The sequence below is a fragment of the Tenacibaculum sp. nBUS_03 genome (genome assembly GCF_051201695.1).
GTDB lineage: Bacteria > Bacteroidota > Bacteroidia > Flavobacteriales > Flavobacteriaceae > Polaribacter.
This window is the reverse complement of sequence record NZ_CP179214.1, coordinates 1,788,265-1,806,497: the sequence shown is the minus strand read 5'-3', so window position 1 is coordinate 1,806,497 and position 18,233 is coordinate 1,788,265. Positions and strand designations below refer to the sequence as shown.

14 protein-coding genes are annotated in these 18,233 nt (G+C 28.0%); 3 read left to right on the top strand and 11 right to left on the bottom strand.

The features are described from left to right. Positions 1-94: 94 nt before the first annotated feature. The 10 genes from ACMFBB_RS08475 to ACMFBB_RS08430 all read right to left on the bottom strand — a co-directional run bounded on the left by ACMFBB_RS08475 (position 95) and on the right by ACMFBB_RS08430 (position 11,267). A complete protein-coding gene (locus ACMFBB_RS08475; protein WP_435263975.1) occupies positions 95-2,911 on the bottom strand; it encodes an aminopeptidase in 2,817 nt (938 codons plus the stop codon). Positions 2,912-2,970: 59 nt separating this feature from the next. After that, positions 2,971-3,681 (bottom strand): TIGR00730 family Rossman fold protein, encoded by a 711-nt coding sequence (locus ACMFBB_RS08470; RefSeq protein ID WP_435263974.1) that lies wholly within the window; start codon positions 3,679-3,681, stop codon positions 2,971-2,973. 577 nt (positions 3,682-4,258) lie between these two features. After that, positions 4,259-4,519, bottom strand: a complete 261-nt coding sequence (locus tag ACMFBB_RS08465; RefSeq protein ID WP_435263973.1) for a hypothetical protein — start codon at positions 4,517-4,519, stop codon at positions 4,259-4,261. Between the two features lie 85 nt (positions 4,520-4,604). After that, entirely contained in the window at positions 4,605-5,894 is a 1,290-nt protein-coding gene (locus ACMFBB_RS08460) for an HlyD family secretion protein (protein WP_435263972.1), read from the bottom strand. Positions 5,895-6,072: 178 nt separating this feature from the next. Continuing rightward, complete coding sequence (locus ACMFBB_RS08455; protein ID WP_435263971.1) at positions 6,073-6,267, bottom strand: hypothetical protein; 195 nt, start codon at positions 6,265-6,267, stop codon at positions 6,073-6,075. A gap of 129 nt (positions 6,268-6,396) precedes the next feature. Next, positions 6,397-8,583, bottom strand: coding sequence for a peptidase domain-containing ABC transporter (locus tag ACMFBB_RS08450; RefSeq protein ID WP_435261354.1), 2,187 nt, complete (start codon positions 8,581-8,583; stop codon positions 6,397-6,399). A 252-nt stretch (positions 8,584-8,835) separates the two neighbouring features. Next, positions 8,836-9,033 carry a hypothetical protein gene (locus ACMFBB_RS08445; protein WP_435263970.1) on the bottom strand — a complete coding sequence of 66 codons (198 nt, stop codon included), beginning with the start codon at positions 9,031-9,033 and terminating at the stop codon, positions 8,836-8,838. Between the two features lie 105 nt (positions 9,034-9,138). Continuing rightward, positions 9,139-9,357 (bottom strand): hypothetical protein, encoded by a 219-nt coding sequence (locus ACMFBB_RS08440; protein WP_435263969.1) that lies wholly within the window; start codon positions 9,355-9,357, stop codon positions 9,139-9,141. 48 nt (positions 9,358-9,405) lie between these two features. Further along, positions 9,406-9,561 carry a hypothetical protein gene (locus ACMFBB_RS08435; RefSeq protein ID WP_435263968.1) on the bottom strand — a complete coding sequence of 52 codons (156 nt, stop codon included), beginning with the start codon at positions 9,559-9,561 and terminating at the stop codon, positions 9,406-9,408. 116 nt (positions 9,562-9,677) lie between these two features. Beyond that, entirely contained in the window at positions 9,678-11,267 is a 1,590-nt protein-coding gene (locus ACMFBB_RS08430; RefSeq protein ID WP_435263967.1) for a vitamin K epoxide reductase family protein, read from the bottom strand. 304 nt (positions 11,268-11,571) lie between these two features. Here ACMFBB_RS08430 and ACMFBB_RS08425 point away from each other — a divergent pair, with 304 nt between their 5' ends. From ACMFBB_RS08425 to ACMFBB_RS08415, 3 genes are all read left to right on the top strand, one after another. Continuing rightward, on the top strand, positions 11,572-13,410 hold the full coding sequence (locus tag ACMFBB_RS08425; RefSeq protein WP_435263966.1) for a histidine kinase: 1,839 nt from the start codon (positions 11,572-11,574) through the stop codon (positions 13,408-13,410). Between the two features lies 1 nt (position 13,411). Further along, entirely contained in the window at positions 13,412-14,146 is a 735-nt protein-coding gene (locus ACMFBB_RS08420; RefSeq protein WP_435263965.1) for a LytR/AlgR family response regulator transcription factor, read from the top strand. A gap of 105 nt (positions 14,147-14,251) precedes the next feature. After that, positions 14,252-14,971 carry a hypothetical protein gene (locus tag ACMFBB_RS08415; RefSeq protein ID WP_435263964.1) on the top strand — a complete coding sequence of 240 codons (720 nt, stop codon included), beginning with the start codon at positions 14,252-14,254 and terminating at the stop codon, positions 14,969-14,971. A gap of 539 nt (positions 14,972-15,510) precedes the next feature. Here ACMFBB_RS08415 and ACMFBB_RS08410 read toward each other — a convergent pair. Further along, positions 15,511-18,231: a CHAT domain-containing protein gene (locus ACMFBB_RS08410; RefSeq protein WP_435263963.1), complete on the bottom strand. Its 2,721-nt coding sequence runs from the start codon at positions 18,229-18,231 to the stop codon at positions 15,511-15,513. Positions 18,232-18,233: the final 2 nt, after the last annotated feature.

Below are 18,233 nucleotides of genomic sequence, written 5' to 3'. Positions count from 1 at the left end.
ACAAAGATAGTTTTTTTAATTGAATTTTAAAAATCATTCTTTTTATTGAGAAATATTCAATAAAATGATGAAAACAGAAGTTTTTTTGAATATTCTACAATAAACCTCTTCTTATGAAATTATAAATTCTATCAATATTAGTAGTAATTACAAATCTTATTTTTGAAGGATAGGCAGCTTGGTTTACTTCCCATCCTTGATTGGTGTATATTGGGAAGTAAAATTCAAAGATGTTCGGGATAAAATTAAGCTTAATGCCATTCTCATAAAAGAACTCAGGAGATTGGTTTTTATTTTTTAACATTGCAATATCATTATAAATCTGAGTCCATTTCCAAACGCTAACACTAGTGTTTGCAGCTAGTATAAATTGATTTGCTGTTTTTGGAGTATTGTATTTTGATTTAAAACCTGCATCTGAAATAACAAATTGTTGGCTAAAAAGGCCTGAACTTTCTGACCTTCCAAATAAATTATGTTCAAATAAATAGTCAGAGCTTCTATTTAATCCAAAACTAAAATAATCACCATTAGAATTGTTAGTTATAAACATTCCTCCAAAAAAACGAAAGTCATAATTTTTATCTGAAGTAAAAAATTTACGATATCTAATATCAGTTGATAACTTAGTGAAGTTATTACCTAATTCAAAATTAACCGCATATTGAAGTCTCTTTATAATATTGGGTTTGTTATATATATATCTGAAATTAAGTATTTGATATTTATCACTTTCTGTAACTTCCGCTCCAGGTGCTACTTCTTTATTTATATAAAATAATCGAGTAGTTAAAAATTTTGAACCTACATCTCTTAGTGTTTTTCTTCTAAAAGAAATGTTTACAAAAGGAGTCAATGAATTATACCCTAATTCTGGAGCGTAATGAAAATTACTACCACTTATACCATATCTTATTTTATAGATAGGTGAATTTTGAAAAAAATGGTCATATCCCATTGAAAAAGCCCCAGTAAAGTTTTTACTTTTCGTACTGTAGTTTGGAGTAATAGAAAAGTTAAAATTATGAGGAATAATTGGTTGGTTGTTTATTTTAACACCTAAAATAACTCCGTCGTATAAATTGTACTTGAAATCAGGTTTGTAAAAAATTTGATTGTAATATGGATCTTCGACATCTTTTAAAAATCTAAACTGAAAAGGTTTGCTTATCAATTTATTATTTGTTGTTCTAAAGTTATTAAGAGAGTTGTATTCAGGATAAATGTTTTCATAATTTAAAGCAAGTTTATTAAAATCACCTTTTTTTATTTTCACAGTTTTTGTAGAGTCAATATTAGTTACCCACTTTTTAAACTTAATTGTTTTGTTATTAATACCATATAAAGCAACTGGTGCAGAGAAATTACGTTTGTTTTTGATAGTAACTGATAGAGAATCTTCCTCTGTTTTCACTGAAGTGATTTTATAATCTATTTTTTTTGTTGTTTTTAAATAATCAGAATAGAACCAGTCTAAGTCTTTTGTTGTATTGTTTTTTAAAGTAGTTAAGAAAGTGCTAGTGGGGAATATTTTTAAATGATTATTGAATAAATGCTGTTTAATGGATTTTTGAAAAATGCTATCACCAATAAAATCTTGTAAATATTTAAACCCTAACCCTATTTTGTATTTACTAACAATTTTTCTGTTAAAGTTTGATAATGAGTCAGCAGGAGTTGTTAATGATTGATCATAAAACCTTCGAGCGCTGAATTGATACACAAAAGCAAATTTATCACGTTGTGTAAGTTTACTTATGTTGTAATATTTTAAGGGCCAATAATTTGAGTATTTACCAAGAATAGTTGTTTTTGGGTGATACTTTTTTAAGTATTCCATCATTAAAAATGTTTGTAATCCATCTGAAAACCAATAGTCATTTCGTTGGTTATGGAGTAAAATATCATTAATGTATTTAGAAGTTAGGGCTTTAAAAAAGTTAATTTCCCATCTAAAGCTCTTAGGGAATGGATTAAGCCAACTCGGCACCCCATATATTTCATGCAAAGAGTTTTTATTGATGGTATTGGCATCAACAAAAATTTCTGTATGCGGGTGCTTACCTATGTAACTTTCTATAAATTGAATTTGTTTTGTAATAATACCAGTAGTAGTTTTTATTGATAAATTTTTAGTGTAGGCATCAGTTTTAATTTCTTGTGTTTTTGTTTTAAAAGACTTGAATTTTTTACCTTGACTTATATGTAGAATGATATCTTTCTTTTTATTTCCAACTAGTCGATAACTAGTAACATTTTCTTTTTTAATTTCATATTGATATAGGTTACTTTCTAAGGTGTATTTCTTAGGGATTTCTATATTTATACTGTAATTAGCAACATCTTGATATAAGTCATCAATGTTTAAATTACTCATGATGTGCCACTTTTTATTATATATAGCCGGAACTATTTGCCAAAAACGTAAATGATAACCTGTTTTAGTTTTTCCATAACCAGTAAATTTAGCGCTAGGAATTTTTACAGTATACATCAAAGATATTTGGACGCTGTCTTTAGGTTTTAGAGGTTTTTTTAAAGATATCTCAATAATATCTGAATTTTTTTTAACTTCTTTAAATGGAACTTTAAGATAATTAAGAGTAAGGTTTTTAATTTTAGAATACCCCTTTTCTTCTTCTTTAGCAAAATAAAAATCTTTTTTATAATCTTCAATAAATCTTTTTCCCAGAGGAGTATTGTTGTTTTTAAAGCTATTGGCCCAATTATGTAAAAATAATTTTTGTAAGGTAGTGTTTGATTTATTGTGAAAAATTATTTTTTGCTGAATATCTAAAGTCTTAATACTGTCATTTAAACGTATTGTCGAATTTATCGAATTTGTTTGCGCTATACTAATAGTGCAATTTAAAATGAATAAAAAGGAAAAAAATAAAGAAGTGTTTTTCAAAATACTAAAAAATAAAACTCGTTATATACGATAACGAGTTTTAAATATAGTTTATTTTTTTAGAAGTTTGGTTTTAATTCATATTTAGCATAGAATTTATTAAAATGCTCAACGGTCTCATCTGCTGTGTCTACAATTCTAAACAAGTTTAAATCTTCAGGACTAATATTTCCCTCTTCAATGAGAGTATTCTTAATCCAATCAATTAATCCGCTCCAGAATTTTTTACCAACTAGGACAATAGGAAAACGACCTATTTTTTTAGTTTGTATAAGAGTAATAGCTTCAAATAGTTCATCTAAAGTACCAAACCCACCGGGCATTACAACAAATCCTTGAGAATACTTTACAAACATAACTTTTCTAACAAAAAAGTAGTCGAAATCGATACTTTTTCCAGGGTCAATCCAAGGGTTGTCATGTTGTTCAAAAGGTAATTCAATATTAAGCCCTACTGAGGTACCTTTTCCTCTATTAGCTCCTTTATTACCCGCTTCCATAATACCTGGACCACCACCAGTAATAACACCAAATCCGCTTTGTGTTAATTTAAAAGCAACTTCTTCAGCTAATTTATAATATGGATGATCAGGTTTTGTTCGTGCTGAACCAAAAATAGATACACAAGGTCCTATTTTACTTAACTTTTCATATCCTTCAACAAATTCAGCCATTATTTTAAAAATGGCCCAAGAGTCATTTGTTTTTACTTCATTCCAGGTTTTTTGTTGTAACTTTTCTCTAATTTTTCTATCGTCATTTGGACTCATACTCATGTAATTTTTAAATTTAATTTCTTTCGAAGAAAGCCTGCTAATTTAGTGTTTTTTGTTGTTATACCTTTAGAAAGATAAAATAATTTACAGGAAATTTCTATAATAATTAAATTAAAATAGAGTGAACTGTTTTTTTTGCATATGCAGGAAGATGCTCGAATAAAGTCAATTGTTTTTTCTCATTAAAAAAACGATAGGTAGTCAGTTAATAAGTGTAATTTAATGAAGGTACTTCAACTAAAGCTTTGGTTTAGAAAGTAATAAGGTCTTTAAAAATAAGATTGTAGTTGTAAATGAGCATAAAAAATAAAGTCTCATGTTGCTTTTTAAGTGCCGTTAAATTAGAAAATGTTTGAAGAAAAAATTTAAGTTAATAGAAGAACATTAGATTGTTTTCCAAACTAAGAAATCATTATTAGCGTTATAATTAATATAACAATAAGGAGTTACCTTAACAATTTATTTCTATGTTTTAACTTTTTCCTAGAATGTGTTTTTATGGATAAATTATAAATATTCTTGGTAACGCAAATTACCAAGAACATTTATTCAATAATTAATTTATAGCTGATTAATTGATGCAAATTCCATTCATGTTAACACCTTCTCCTTGACCATATACACAACGACAAGCTGTTTGACTATAACACTTACCACGTGGGCATGATAGAATTAAACCCGGGTTGTCACAACCAGTATTTCCAGATCCACCTCCAGAACCATTTCCAGAACCGTTAGGGTTCCCTATTTCAAAAGGGTATGTTCCTCCAAAAATATCTTTTTGATCAGCCTTTTTTATAGCTTCTCCTAAACTTAATATTGATTTTTTCATTTTAAATAATTTATAAAATTGATTAAATCCTTGATCATTTAAAGACACTCAAGGTATATGTCTATTCATCGCGAAAGAATTTCTTTTATTTAATAATATTTTTAAGTTGATAGAAAAAGCGTTCTATCAAACGTAGGTCTTCGGTAATTATGTTAGCTGTACCTTTCATTTCTTGTCTAAATTCTATTTTTTTATCATAAGTAGTTTTTAAATCTTGAGGTAACAGAACGTCTATTAGATAGTTTCCTTTTGCATCAGGTATTGGAGAAATTGATTTCACTTTTCCATTTAGTTCTCCAAATTCATCTGAAGGATAATTTAATAATTGTATTTGTACTTTTTGTCCTTTTTTTATTTTCCCTGAGTTCGTCGCAGGGGCTTTTATTTTACCAATAAAAGAATTGCTGTTTTCAGGTATTATAGTAAAAATCAAATCTCCTGTTTGTACGGTTTGGTTTTCACTCCAAAATGTTAAAAAAGAAACTTCTCCATTTATTGAACTAGTTAAAGCGTATTGTTTTAACCAATCTTTTATTGCTTTTTGTAAATATAAAAACGACTGAATAGCCTTTATCTTTAAACGGCTGTCGTTTTGTGTTTTTTTAATAGAAGTGCCTATTAAATTTTTATTTGAATTATTTATAAATTCTCTTAATTGAGAAATTGAACTTCCTGAATTTTCATAAGCTCTTTTTAATTGTAGTATTTCTATTTCTTTTTGTTCTTTTTCTTTAGCTGAAATTACACCTTCTTTAAACATTATTATGCTTCTTTCCAAGTCTTTTTCTTTTATTTCAAGCTCTTTTCTACTAATTTCTCTTTGGGAGTGTGAAATTTGTAATCGTTGCTTCGCCTCAATAACAGACATTCTGTTAGCGAAAGATTCTGATTTGTATGGGGTTAGTTCTTTATTTAAAACATATTCAGAGTATTGGTTTTCAAACTGCGAAAAACTAGTTGTAATATCACCTAAAACCAAAGGAGGTAGTTTATCTATAGGAAAAGAAAAAACTTCTTTATTCTTACTTATTGTATCTGTTATACTCTTCAATAATAAAACATCTTTGTAAGAAGCGCTATTTTCTATAACAGCTAATACTTCGTTTTTCGTTACTTTCTTTCCTTCATGTGTTAAAAACACTTCAAATTGACCTGCAGTTTTAGCATAGATTTTCTCAGGAGGAAATGAAGTAGTTACCATTACCTCTGTTGCTATTACATCAGGGTATTTCACAAACCAAGAAATGAATAACAACATTATAATTAATAAAAAAAATAAAGTATTTCCCCAACGAATCATCCAATTAGGAACATAACTTAATATTTCTTGTACTTCTTCACTTCGTATTTCTATATCTTGATTATTTTCTGGCATATGTTTATATTTTAATCAATACAAATTCTTTATTTAGAATTTGTATTGATTTTAATAGATTAATTATAGAATATTAATTACTTTTTATTTGACTTACATGAAACAAATGACCTAAATCATTTTAGTTTGGTTAGTTGTTAAGTCTTATTCTTTAAAAGAAATACATATTATAATTCTTTTATAAGCAACACTGTCCGTTAACTATTGTTCCTCTGTTGGCTCCTCCCATTCCATTAGGAACAGCACAAGTATCTCCTTCTCCACAGTCAAAAGCACAGAAAAAGAAAGGAGAGCAACCTCTTCGTCCTCCACTGATTTCTTTTTGTTCAGCTCTTTTTAAAGCTTTTCCTAAATTTAAAATTGATTTTTTCATTTTTTTAAAGATTTAATTAATTAAACCCTTGATCATTTTAAGACACTCAAGGTGTATGTCTATTCCTCGCGAGAGAATATTTTTGTCATTACCAATGAGGGAAGTTACCCTATTGGTATGACATGTTATTTATTTACCCAAGTCTAGTTGATTTTTAACTAGGTGGTGGTAGCTTCCTTTTAAAGCTACTAATTCTTGGTGCGTTCCTTTTTCTATTATCTTTCCTTTTTCTAATACTACTATTTGGTGTGCATTTTTAACTGTACTTAGTCTATGTGCAATAACTACTGCTGTTTTATTGGAGAAGAACTCATTAAGTTTTCCCATAATCACTTTCTCATTATTTGCATCTAGTGCACTAGTAGCCTCATCAAAAAATAAAAACTTTGGATTTTTATATACAGATCTGGCTATTAATAATCGTTGTTTTTGTCCTGTACTTAGACCGTTTCCTTCACTTCCAATTTTTGTGTTATATCCTAGGGGCAATCCTTCTATATAATCTGATATGTTGGCTACATTTATGGCATGTGCTAGTTTTTCTTTATCTACATAATCTTCTCCAACAGCTATATTTTTTGCGATGGTATCATTAAAAATATATCCCTCTTGCATTACTACCCCACAATTCCTTCGCCATTCTTTTTGTGAAATATTTTTCAAGTTAAAATTACCAATACTTATATCTCCTGAATCTACTTGATAAAAACCAAGTAATAATTTCATTAAGGTTGTTTTTCCGCTTCCACTAACTCCAACAATAGCGGTAGTTTTATTCGCTGGAATTTCTAATGATAAATCTTTTAATACAGGTTCTAATCCTCCTGTATACCTAAAAGAGATGTTATTAAGTTTTATGGCTTCTTTTTCTGGAATATGAGTGACTTTTTCATCTTCGGGCTTTTCTTCATCTTCCATGTTATGAATCTCTCCTAACCTGTCAATAGATATCTGCGCGTCTTGCACATCTCTCATAAAATTGATTAATTGAACTATAGGGCCGTTTAATTGGCCAACTATATAGCTAATTGCCATCATCATCCCTAAAGTAATTTGACCATCAATTACTAATTTGGCAGACAAAATGGTAATGAACATATTTTTTAATTCATTAATAAAGTTAGACCCTACACTTTGGGTTTGCTCTAAAGCCAAGCTTTTCGTTGCTACTTTAAACAAACGAGCCTGAACATATTCCCAGTTCCAACGCATGCGCCTTTCTGCATTATGAAGCTTAATTTCTTGCATTCCGTTAATCAGCTCAATAACTTTACTTTGTTCTTGACTAACTTGTGAAAATCGTTTGTAATCTAACTCTTTCCTTTTCTTGAAGAAAAACAAAACCCAACCAAAATATAAAACACTTCCTAAAACAAATACTCCAAATATTTGCAAGCTATAAAATCCTAAAACTAAACTAAAAATGATCAGATTAAAGAATGAAAACAACACGGTTAATGAAGAGGTAGTTAGAATTCGTTCTATACGTTTGTGGTCATTGATTCGTTGCAATAAGTCTCCAGTCATTCTTACATCAAAATAAGAAATAGGGAGTTTCATTAACTTGATAAAGAAGTCAGAGATTAATGAAATATTAATCCGTGTACTTAAATGTAGTAAAATCCAGCTGCGTATTATTTCTAAAGAAGCTTTTCCTACAAATAAAAATAGTTGGGCAAATAAAATTAAATACACAAAATTGATGTCTTGGTTTTTTATACCAACATCAACCACACTCTGAGTTAAAAAAGGTAATATTAATTGTAATAAACTTCCAGCTAATAAGCCTATGATAAGCTGGATGATGAATTTTTTATATTTAAAAAGATATTTGAATATAAATGAGAACCCAAATTTTTCATCTTCTTCAAACTCTTCTTGATAAAACCTAGGAGTAGGTTCAACAAGTAAGGCTATTCCTTCTTCTGTATTTTCATCTGCATTGTTCCCTATCCAATGCTGAATAAATTCTTCTTTGGTAAAAGTAATGAGTCCATGAGCGGGGTCAGATACATAAACAGTATTTTTCTTTATTTTATAAAGAACCACATAGTGGTTTTTGTTCCAATGAACAATACATGGTAATGGAGCTTCAAGAAGTTTGTTAAAAGCAAGTTTAATTCCTAAAGATTTAAAACCCATAGATTCTACTGCTTCACTTAATCCTAACAAACTACTTCCCTCTCGGGTCGTTTCACTTAGTTTTCTTAATTGTTGTGTGTTGATTGTTTTGCCATAATGCTTGGCGATTATCTTTATACACGTTGGACCACAATCTTTAGCCTCGGTTTGCTTATAATTTGGAAATTTCTTCAAATGAAAAATTTAATTATTTTAATAGTTTTTTTCTTAAATATAAAGTGAAAACTTTTTATATCTTAATAGCTCTATTTATCGTAGCAATTTTTACATCTATAAATTAGGAAGCCGTTGCAATTTAATCCTTTATATATACTTATACAAGAAGTTGATTTTTTATTGAATAATTTGATTTTCACATAAAATTTAAATAAAAGTTATGTGAAAATCATTCTTTTGTGATTATAGGTTTCTTTTAAATAAGTATGCTTAAAAAATTAATAAAGAGCCATCACATAAAAGCCCGCCTGAATTTGGAGCTCCAAACAGTTGACAAAACCTTGAAGTATTACAGCAAGCCCCTGGTCCGCAATCATTATGTGTGTCACATTTTTTTTTACCTCCATTAATTTGTTTTTGATCTGCTTTATTTAAAGCATTTCCTAAGTTTAAAATTGATTTTTTCATAAATAAAAATTTTAGTATTGTTAATAAGAGAGTGATTATAGCACTCGCTTTTTGTTAAAATAAAAAAGGGCTAAATAGAGCCCTTTTAAGTTAAAACATTGGTGTTTATCCAAATGGTACATCTTCAAAAGGTAATTGTCCATTACATAAACCTTGACCATTATTTGCAGCTCCACATACTCCACTACTTGAATTAGGAGGTGATTGACAACATTGATTCGCAGGACACTGTGCATGGCTTGTACAGAATTTTCTTCCCCCGTTAACTTGTTTTTGCTCTATTTTATTTAAGGCATTTCCTAAATTTAAAATTGATTTTTTCATAATGATATTATTTTTAAATGAGATTTTTGAGCTTGTTTTTGATATAAATTAAAAAGAATTTATAGGACAATAACAACCAGTTCTAATATGGTAACAACCAGCAGCTGTCTCTCTCGATGAACATGCTCTCCATTTACCTCCACTTACTTCTCTTTGTTCCGCTCTATTTAGAGCCTTCCCTAAATTTAAAATTGATTTTTTCATAATTAAAATGATTAATGTTGTTTTTAGCGGTGAACATTTTAAGACACTCACCGAGTGTGTCTATTCTTCGCGAGAGAATATGTTTCAAATTCAAAGCCCTTTTTGGGTTTTGCTTTTTATACTTTATTTACTGTTATTTGGCTATTTTCTTCCAGTTCTTCTATAAAGAAAATTAAATCAGATCTATTGTATTCTTTTGGAAACGATCTTCCATTGATTAGAATTTCAGGAGTGAAGTTAATAGCGTTTTCTTTGCACCATTCTTTTTCTCTTTCCAATTCAGCTAAAAAATAATCACTGTTATTTGTTGTTCCCCATTTCTTTACCCATATATCCACATTTCCATCTTCATAAATTTCACTCATAGCCTCTAAACACTCTTCTTTCTTGTTGTTGTTATAGAGTTCTAATAATCTACTCGTTACTTTTGCCGCACTACCGTTTTTGTCTTCAGTATTTATATTAAAACGGATTCTTATTTTAACGGAGTTATTATATTTATGTAAAATTTCATCTACTTGTTTATGTACCGGTTTGCAGTGCCCACAAAAAGGGTTGGTTACAACAACTATTTCTAAATTTGAGGTTGGGTTACCAAAAACAATTTCTTGGTTTTTATCAATAGCTGTATCTATTTGAGGAGATTTATTTAGTATTCCCTCAAATAAGGTAAAGTTTCTTCTAAATTTAACCCCTTCTATTTTTTCTTTTCGTAATTCTGTTACTTCAGTTATTAGTGGCTTTATATAGATCCATCCCATCCAAATACTTGTTCCTATAATTACCAACATAACATAGTCAGTAGGTATAAAACTAGAAATATAGGTGTTTGTTATTACTGGTATCAATGCTTGCAACCATAATAAACCAACAATACTTAAGCATAGCAAGCACCATTTTTTTACTACTGCATATTGATAATAGATGGAATATAATGTTACTGGAATAGCAACCAAACTTATTGAATAAGCAAGTGCAGGTGTTGCCATTTCAACGAAGCTTAAAAGCGCCAATGTTGAAAAATATAATATACTAAAGTCACTTAATTTATATCCTTTTAGTATTTTAGCCCCTTTTGAGGTAAGTACTGCATCACAATCTTTTTTTTCATCTGCTCCAGAACAAAAGGCATCACCTATGGAGGTTTGTAAACCTAACTCTTGTTTTACAATAGCTATGCTAACTACAATTCCTACTATTGATAAAAGTAAATGAGAAAAGCTAAAAACTGAATTAGGTGCTTTAAGAATTACAAAAGCAACTAAGCAACTTAGAATTCCTAAACCTATATATTGTGGGGTTTTACTTGTTTTTTTACTTGTTTGAATAGTATCTGTTTTCTCTACAGCAACTATAATTCCGGTAAACCTTTTTAAAAACTCTGCTTCAGATATTTTTTCTTTTTTGCCTTCTATAGTATATAAAGTATATTCATTTTTCTTTCTCTCAACAATTGTTAAGTTCAAACCATTACTATCATTTACTTGTACAATATAACAAGATGGTAATTGTGCTAAGGTCTCTGAATTTACTGGAACTTCTGCTGCTACATTTTCTATATTAAAATGATCAAGTACTCCTGTTATAGCATGCAAACTAGGATAGGATGGATGACTTTGTATTTGAAAAGAAAGCTCCTCTTTATCAAAAGAAATTTTATTTTTTTTTAGAAGTTGTTGTACTATATTTATTAATGTATGCCCCATAAATAGTTGATAAATTATAGTTGATTTCTTAGGTGTATTAAATTAAAAGATATATGTTTTTGACGAAGTTATAAAAGATATTAATATTTGTATAAGTCAATTCATATTTGTGAATTATAAATTCATAATTGAAATGTTTTAATAATAATTTGTTTTTTTTATAACGACATGATGAATTTAAGTTGTTAATTGTAACAAAATGTATAATAAGTGTACAAAACTGAGGAGTTTTTAGTTTTACAATCAAGGAACAGAGTGTTTATAATGAAATAACTAGCTTTGTTCAGTTATTTAGTGGGGAGGTATGAAAAAAATTATTGTAGTAATATGTTTTTTAATTGCAATATGTTGCGATAAAAAACAAGATAAAGTGATATTAAAAAAGTTACCAAGTTATTTTAATGCTAAAATTGGTACTGGATTATCACAAGATTCTTTAGCTTTTTATTTAGAGAAGCTCAATAGAATTCCTAAAGAAGGAATATCAGATTCTTTAAAAGCAGAGTTCTCCTATATATCATCACGGTTTAATAATCGATTAAAGAAATATGATTTAGCTATTGAAAATCTTAAAGATGCAATTTCCTTTTCTAAAGGTAAAATAAAATCAGATAGAGAAGTATCTTATTTTATAGCTCTAAGGTTAACCTACTATAGGTATAAAGAAGATTATCTGAATGCTGAAGGAGTGAATGAAAAGTTACTAACATTGTTAAATGAGAATGATTATAAAAATAAAGCTTATGTTTATCGATTTAGACAAAGAGTTAAAGTTGAAATAAAACAATTTAAAGAAGCTCTAATAGCAAATGATTCGGCAATAGCAATGTTTTTGAAAGTAAGAGACTCTTCCAATTATGTTTTGTCTAAGATAGGAAGGTCTAGTATTTATAGTAGTTTAAGGAAGCCCAACAAAGCAATAAAAGAGTTAACTGAAGCTATAAAATATGAATCTTATTTAAGAACAATAGTAAAGTATGAATTATATGCTACACTTGGATTTTATTATTTTAATAGTAATTTATTTGGCAAAGCAATTTTAGCATATGGTAAAGCGTTAACTTTTTCAAAAAAATTACCAGCACATCTTTCGCAAGCAAGGAATGCTAATAACTACGTAAGTATTTCTAAATCATATATAAAATTAAACAAAATAGATATTGCTAAAAAATATGTAGATTCTATTTTTCATCTAGGGTTAAATACTATTGATCATATTGATCAAAGAGATGCCCTGAAAACTAATTTAGAAATTCTTTATAAAAAAAATAAAGGAATAGAGGAGGTTACTTCTCAATTAGATTCTATTTATGCATATCAAGAAAAAAATTATGCTAATAGAATTAATAGTGAGTTACAAGTTTTAAAAGAGTCTTATAAAAATGAAAGAATACTAGAGAAAGCTAGAAAAAGAGCAGAAATACAAAGTCTTAAATTTGAGAGGAATCAATATGTTTTAATAGCGCTATTATTATTGGCTATTGTAATAGGAGTGTTAGTGTTAAATTTTTATAGACAAAAGAAGTTTAAAATAGAACAGCAAAATTTCTTATTACACCAGCGCTTACTGCGTTCTCAAATGAATCCTCATTTTACATTTAATAGTTTAAGTTTAATTAAAAATAGTATTGAAGAAGACAGTCAGCAATCTATAAAATACATTCAAAAATTTTCAAGACTTTTACGAACAATATTTGAAAATTCAACCAAAGATTACGTACCTATTGAAGACGAACTTCAATCGTTACAAGATTATTTAGAATTACAACAATTTAGATTTCCTGAAAGGTTTAATTTTTTAATAGATAACACGATTAAGATTGAAGATGAGATTTTTATTCCCCCTATGTTATTACAACCTTTTGTAGAGAATGCTATAATTCATGGGTTTGGTAAAAATGAAATTAAAGGGAATCTTATTATTCAACTTAATTTTTGTGAGAAATATATTAGCTGTGTTATTGATGATGATGGCATAGGAATTGATGCGAATAATGTTGATAAAAGATCTTCGGTAAAGTTGATAGATGATTTTTTAAGAAAAATGATAGGTGAAAAAATTGTTGTTACGAATAAAAAAGAGTTAGGAAAAAACAGTCAAGGAACAAGGGTAGCGTTAAAAATGCCTTATAAATTATTGTAGTATGTTAAAGACATTAATAATAGAAGATGAACGTCACGTTAGGGAAGACCTAAAAAAAAGGGTGTTCCAAAATTTTCAAAAAGAGTTGTTTATCGTAGACGAAGCTATTTCAGTGAAAGAAGGGCTTGAGAAGATAAAAAGATACCAACCTAACTTAGTATTTATGGATGTTGACTTAGGTGACGGTACGAGTTTTGATATTTTATCATCGTTAGAAGAAATAAACTTTAAAATAATTTTTATTACAGGATTTGATTCTCATGCTATAAAGGCAATACGTTTAGGAGCTTTAGATTACCTACTAAAGCCTATTGATGATGATGAGTTTATAGAAGCTGTAAAAAAAGCGGTTAATGTTGTTCAGGAAGAGAATACGTTAGGAAATTCAATTACCATTGCAAATCACTATTATAGGGAAGGAGAGCATCATAAAATTGTATTAAAAACATTAGATACGCAACATTTAGTTTCATTTGATGATATTATTTATTGTAAATCAGAAGGTAATTATACTACATTTTATCTTTTCGAAGAGAAAATTGTTATTTCAAAACCTATGAAAAAAGTAGAGGAGCTACTTGATAAAAAAAGGTTTATTAAATGTCATCAGTCGTTTATTGTAAATAAAGCGTATATCACTAAATATACAAATGAAGGGTATCTTATTACTAAAACAGGAGAGCAAATACCAGTTGCTACTAGAAGAAAAGAGATGGTTTTAAAAGATCTTTTTTAATAAGTGCTAACGAATTTGAATTCAAGTATTACGAATTTGAACTACCCAAAGTAGTGGATAAATTCCGATGTATTTTTGTGGTAAGAAATATTAAAAAAACGAATTATGAAAGTATTAAAACTATTGTGTGTTGTATTGGTATTTTGTGTTTCCTGTTCTGAAAATGAGTTAGAAGGACTAGATACTGTTGAAAGAATGGAAAGAGGAAGGCGAGTGGTTGCTATTGATCCTATAGACGTAACAGAAGAAGTAGAAGAAGAAGTTGATAAAAAAGAAAAGTTAATGTACATAACCTCATATTTAATAGGTAAAACATTGATTGAGAGTGAAGCCGCTAGAGATTTTTTTTATGAACTTATAAAAAATAACGAGTTGTCAAAAATAGGGTTGAATGATTTATTGAAAACAAAAATCATTGACTCTAATCCGTTTGAAGTTGCATTTCAAGAACAATTTAATACATACAATTGGCATATAGATCCTCAGTCTGGAGCTCCTAATCCACCAAAATCAACATCAACTCCAGATTCTACAAAATGGGGAGGAATGCTAGATTCTCAAATGTATTATCAACAATATTTAAACGAAATACTAGAGTTAAATAAATGGGAATTATATTTTCCAAACAAAGCTGTTTTTTTAGATAATACTCAAAACTTTTCAGACTATTTAATAGCTAATAAAAAGCTAATATGTTTGTGGAATACCAAATATTTTGGGCTATTTACAGATGGATTAATTTTACATATTAATGGTGAAGGAAATTATTTACCACTAAATTTTAATGTTTCTTCAGCAAGTTCATTTGTAATTATTTTAAAATAAAAGGGAAAAAGAATTTTACAAAATAGGTTTTTAGATTATTTTACTAGAAAAAGAGTTGGTTGTAACCAACTCTTTTTCTAGTAATTGAACATAGTAACTGTAATAAATAATATTCTTTCATAGCAATTTCCCTGGCATATTAAGTTTCTCAACGCTTCTTTTTCATTTAGGTTGATACAACTGTTTAATTTTTTTCTTTTTAGTAATTTTCCCTGATTGTTTTAAGTTTCCTTTCTCATAGACTATGATTTTAGTGTTTTTCTTTTTGTACTTTTTTTAGTATTTGAAAAGAGGTAGCCAATTATTTACTGTTTAATGAGAACAAAATATTAACGGACTACCTTCAGATTCAAATAATGAAAGTTTTATTTTTTAAATCAATTGATTCGAATAAATATTGACCGATATATAACGTTACTAAACAACGTCAATTCTAGAAAAAGAAATGAGATTTGATGTAGTAAATTTTCTTCAAATTGGTTTAAAGTATGTTTCAAAATATAGATCATTTTCTATAGTGTTCAATACTTTAAATTATGTTACCCCTTTTTTTTGAAAAAAATATAAAAAATAAATAAACCCAATAAAATAGGAAGAATGTAATAAAAATAATGAGTAGTAAAAACAGGAGAAGCATCACCAATTAAAACAAAAGAAGCCCAATAATAAGGAGACTGTTCTGATAAACTATGATTTTTTAAATAGGTTCGTTTCGCATTGTTAAGCGCTTCTGTTTTTGATTCTTTGTTTTTTAAATTGGAGTAAAACTCCTTCATAATAAATGAAGAACTAACGTCATTAATTTTCCACGTAGAAGAAATTACCGAGTTGGCTCCAGAATGAAAGAACCCTCTAGCTAAGTTTAAAACACCTTCGCCTTGTTTTAACTCTCCAATGTTAGTTTCACAAGCACTTAAAACAACTAAATCCGCATTGTTTTTATAGGTGTAAAGTTCATGTAGTTTTAAATCATTAGTAAAAAACTGAATGCTCGGATTGTTAGTTGCAGTAGCATGTGTTGCTAAATGGATGATTTTAGCATTATTGGTTTTACGAACAAAATTCTCTTTTGTAGCATTACTGTTTGTAAAACTATCTCCACCAACTAAATTAGTAATAACAGCAGCTTCTTTTTTTGTGTTTTCTAAGGGTGATAATTCAGTGTTTTTAAAATTAACAGGAGCAAAAACAACAAGGTCTGTATTTGTTTTTCGATCTCTATTTTTGTTAAACTCAGAAAATGAGCTAGAGTAGCTATAACTTATATTGCAATCGTTTACTAAATAGCGCAAGTCAGTAGCGCTAGTATTAAAAGCTTCAAAAGGAATGTTTTCTAAGGAAACATCACTAACAATACTAATATTTTTATTTTTAATAAGATCTTTAATCTCTTTAGTAGGGAATAATTGGTTATAGAGTGAATACGAAACCTTTTTAAAACGCGCTAACTCTTGTTTTTGTGTAAGCGGTTTTGAAATAAGTTTTTTGTATGCAGTAATCCCTAATAAAACACTATCAATATTTTTTATTTTAAAACGAATATCTTTGTTGTTGGCAATTAATAACCCCAACATTGATTGCTTATTAGTATCTACATTACTAGTATTAAGCGAATAGTAAAGTTTAATATCGTTTTTACGTAAGTTACTTTTAACTTTACTAAGAGAAACTTGTTGAATATCGTTGTTTTGATTACTAAACTGTGGATATATTTTTTGAATAGAATCTTTAAAATTTTGATAGCTTACTTTTAAATCAAATAAGGAATCTTTTTTCTTAGAAGCTTTATGAGTATCTGTTTCACTTTCTAACTGAAAAATATCTTTTTTAAATACGTTGTTTTTAATAGAAACTTCATCCGGTAAATTAGTGAGTTTTATATTTTCATTAATATTTAAGGTTAATAAAAAAGCTTTATTTTTTTCCATTAACTCAAACATTAATTTTGAATCGTTTAATAAATAAGCAGTATAAATACCTAAATTAAAAGTTTCAGAAATTTCTTTTCTCCATAAATACTTGGTGTTAGCTTCTGTGCTATAGTTAATTATAGTAGAAACTATTTTGTTTGTTAACTGAACATTGTCAATCGCTTTTCGTAAATACTCTTTATTTTGAGTAGTATTATAAAGCTGTATAAGAATTTCTGTTTTTGTTTTTAGAGCCTCTATAAGAGGTGTTTTATCATTTGACGTAATGATTTGATTAAGAGTTAGTGAGGTTATTTCGTTATTCTTTTTAACGTTGAAACCGAAATTTAATGATTTTTTGATACTAACTAGGGCATTTTCGTATTTCTTCTTAGAATAGTAATGTGTAGCAATATTTTTATGAAGATATAGCATGTAGTTTTCATTAGCTATGTTGTGTTCTATACTTTTATTTAAATAGAACATACAGCTATCATTGTTCGATTTTAAATATAGTTCGCCTAAGTTTAAATAAGCAAGTGATATGAAATCGTCATTATTCTCTTTGAAAGCGTTTTGTAAGCTTTTAAAATAATAGGATTTAGATTTTCTAAAATTATGTTTTGGTTTTAAGGAGTATAGGTTTGCTATGACCACATTTATAGAATAAATTGTTCTATTGTCTATATTTAATGTTGGTGAATTTTGGATTATACTATCAGCTTTTTTTAGGTAATAAAGACCAATCTCAATGCTCTCTTTTGTCTTTATTTTAATGCATGTCGCAGTAAAATCAGTACAGTGGGCTATTAAGTTTTTTTTAGAGGCGTATTTCTCTAATAAAGGAATTCCTTTTAAATAATGGTTGTTGGATTTGTAATAATCTCCTTTTTTAAAATATATAGAACCTATGTAACAATAGCTTTGGGCTTTTCTTAAGGGATAAGAATTTGATTGTATAGCTTTTTTGTGGTACTTAATACCATTATCAAAATCATTTTTATTTGTGTAAAATTTACCTAAGTTATAGAGTGCGTTTGCGTATTGTTTATTGTTTATTTTTAAACTATCATAAATTTTTACTTCAATTTTACCATATTTAATAGCTAGCTCATAATTTTTCTTTTTTTTGTTAAAAAAAAATGAAAAATTATGAGCTATTTTTGCATATTCAATGTCTTTTATCATTATTGAGTCTAATATGCTATCTACTTTTATTTCATTGAAGTTTATTATTTCACTCTTTTTAACGATATCAGTATATGTGTATTGAGCTTTAATTGTTTGTAAGAAAAACAGAACAAGAACAATAAAAAACTGTATTCGATATGTAGTGGTTTTAAATAGCAATT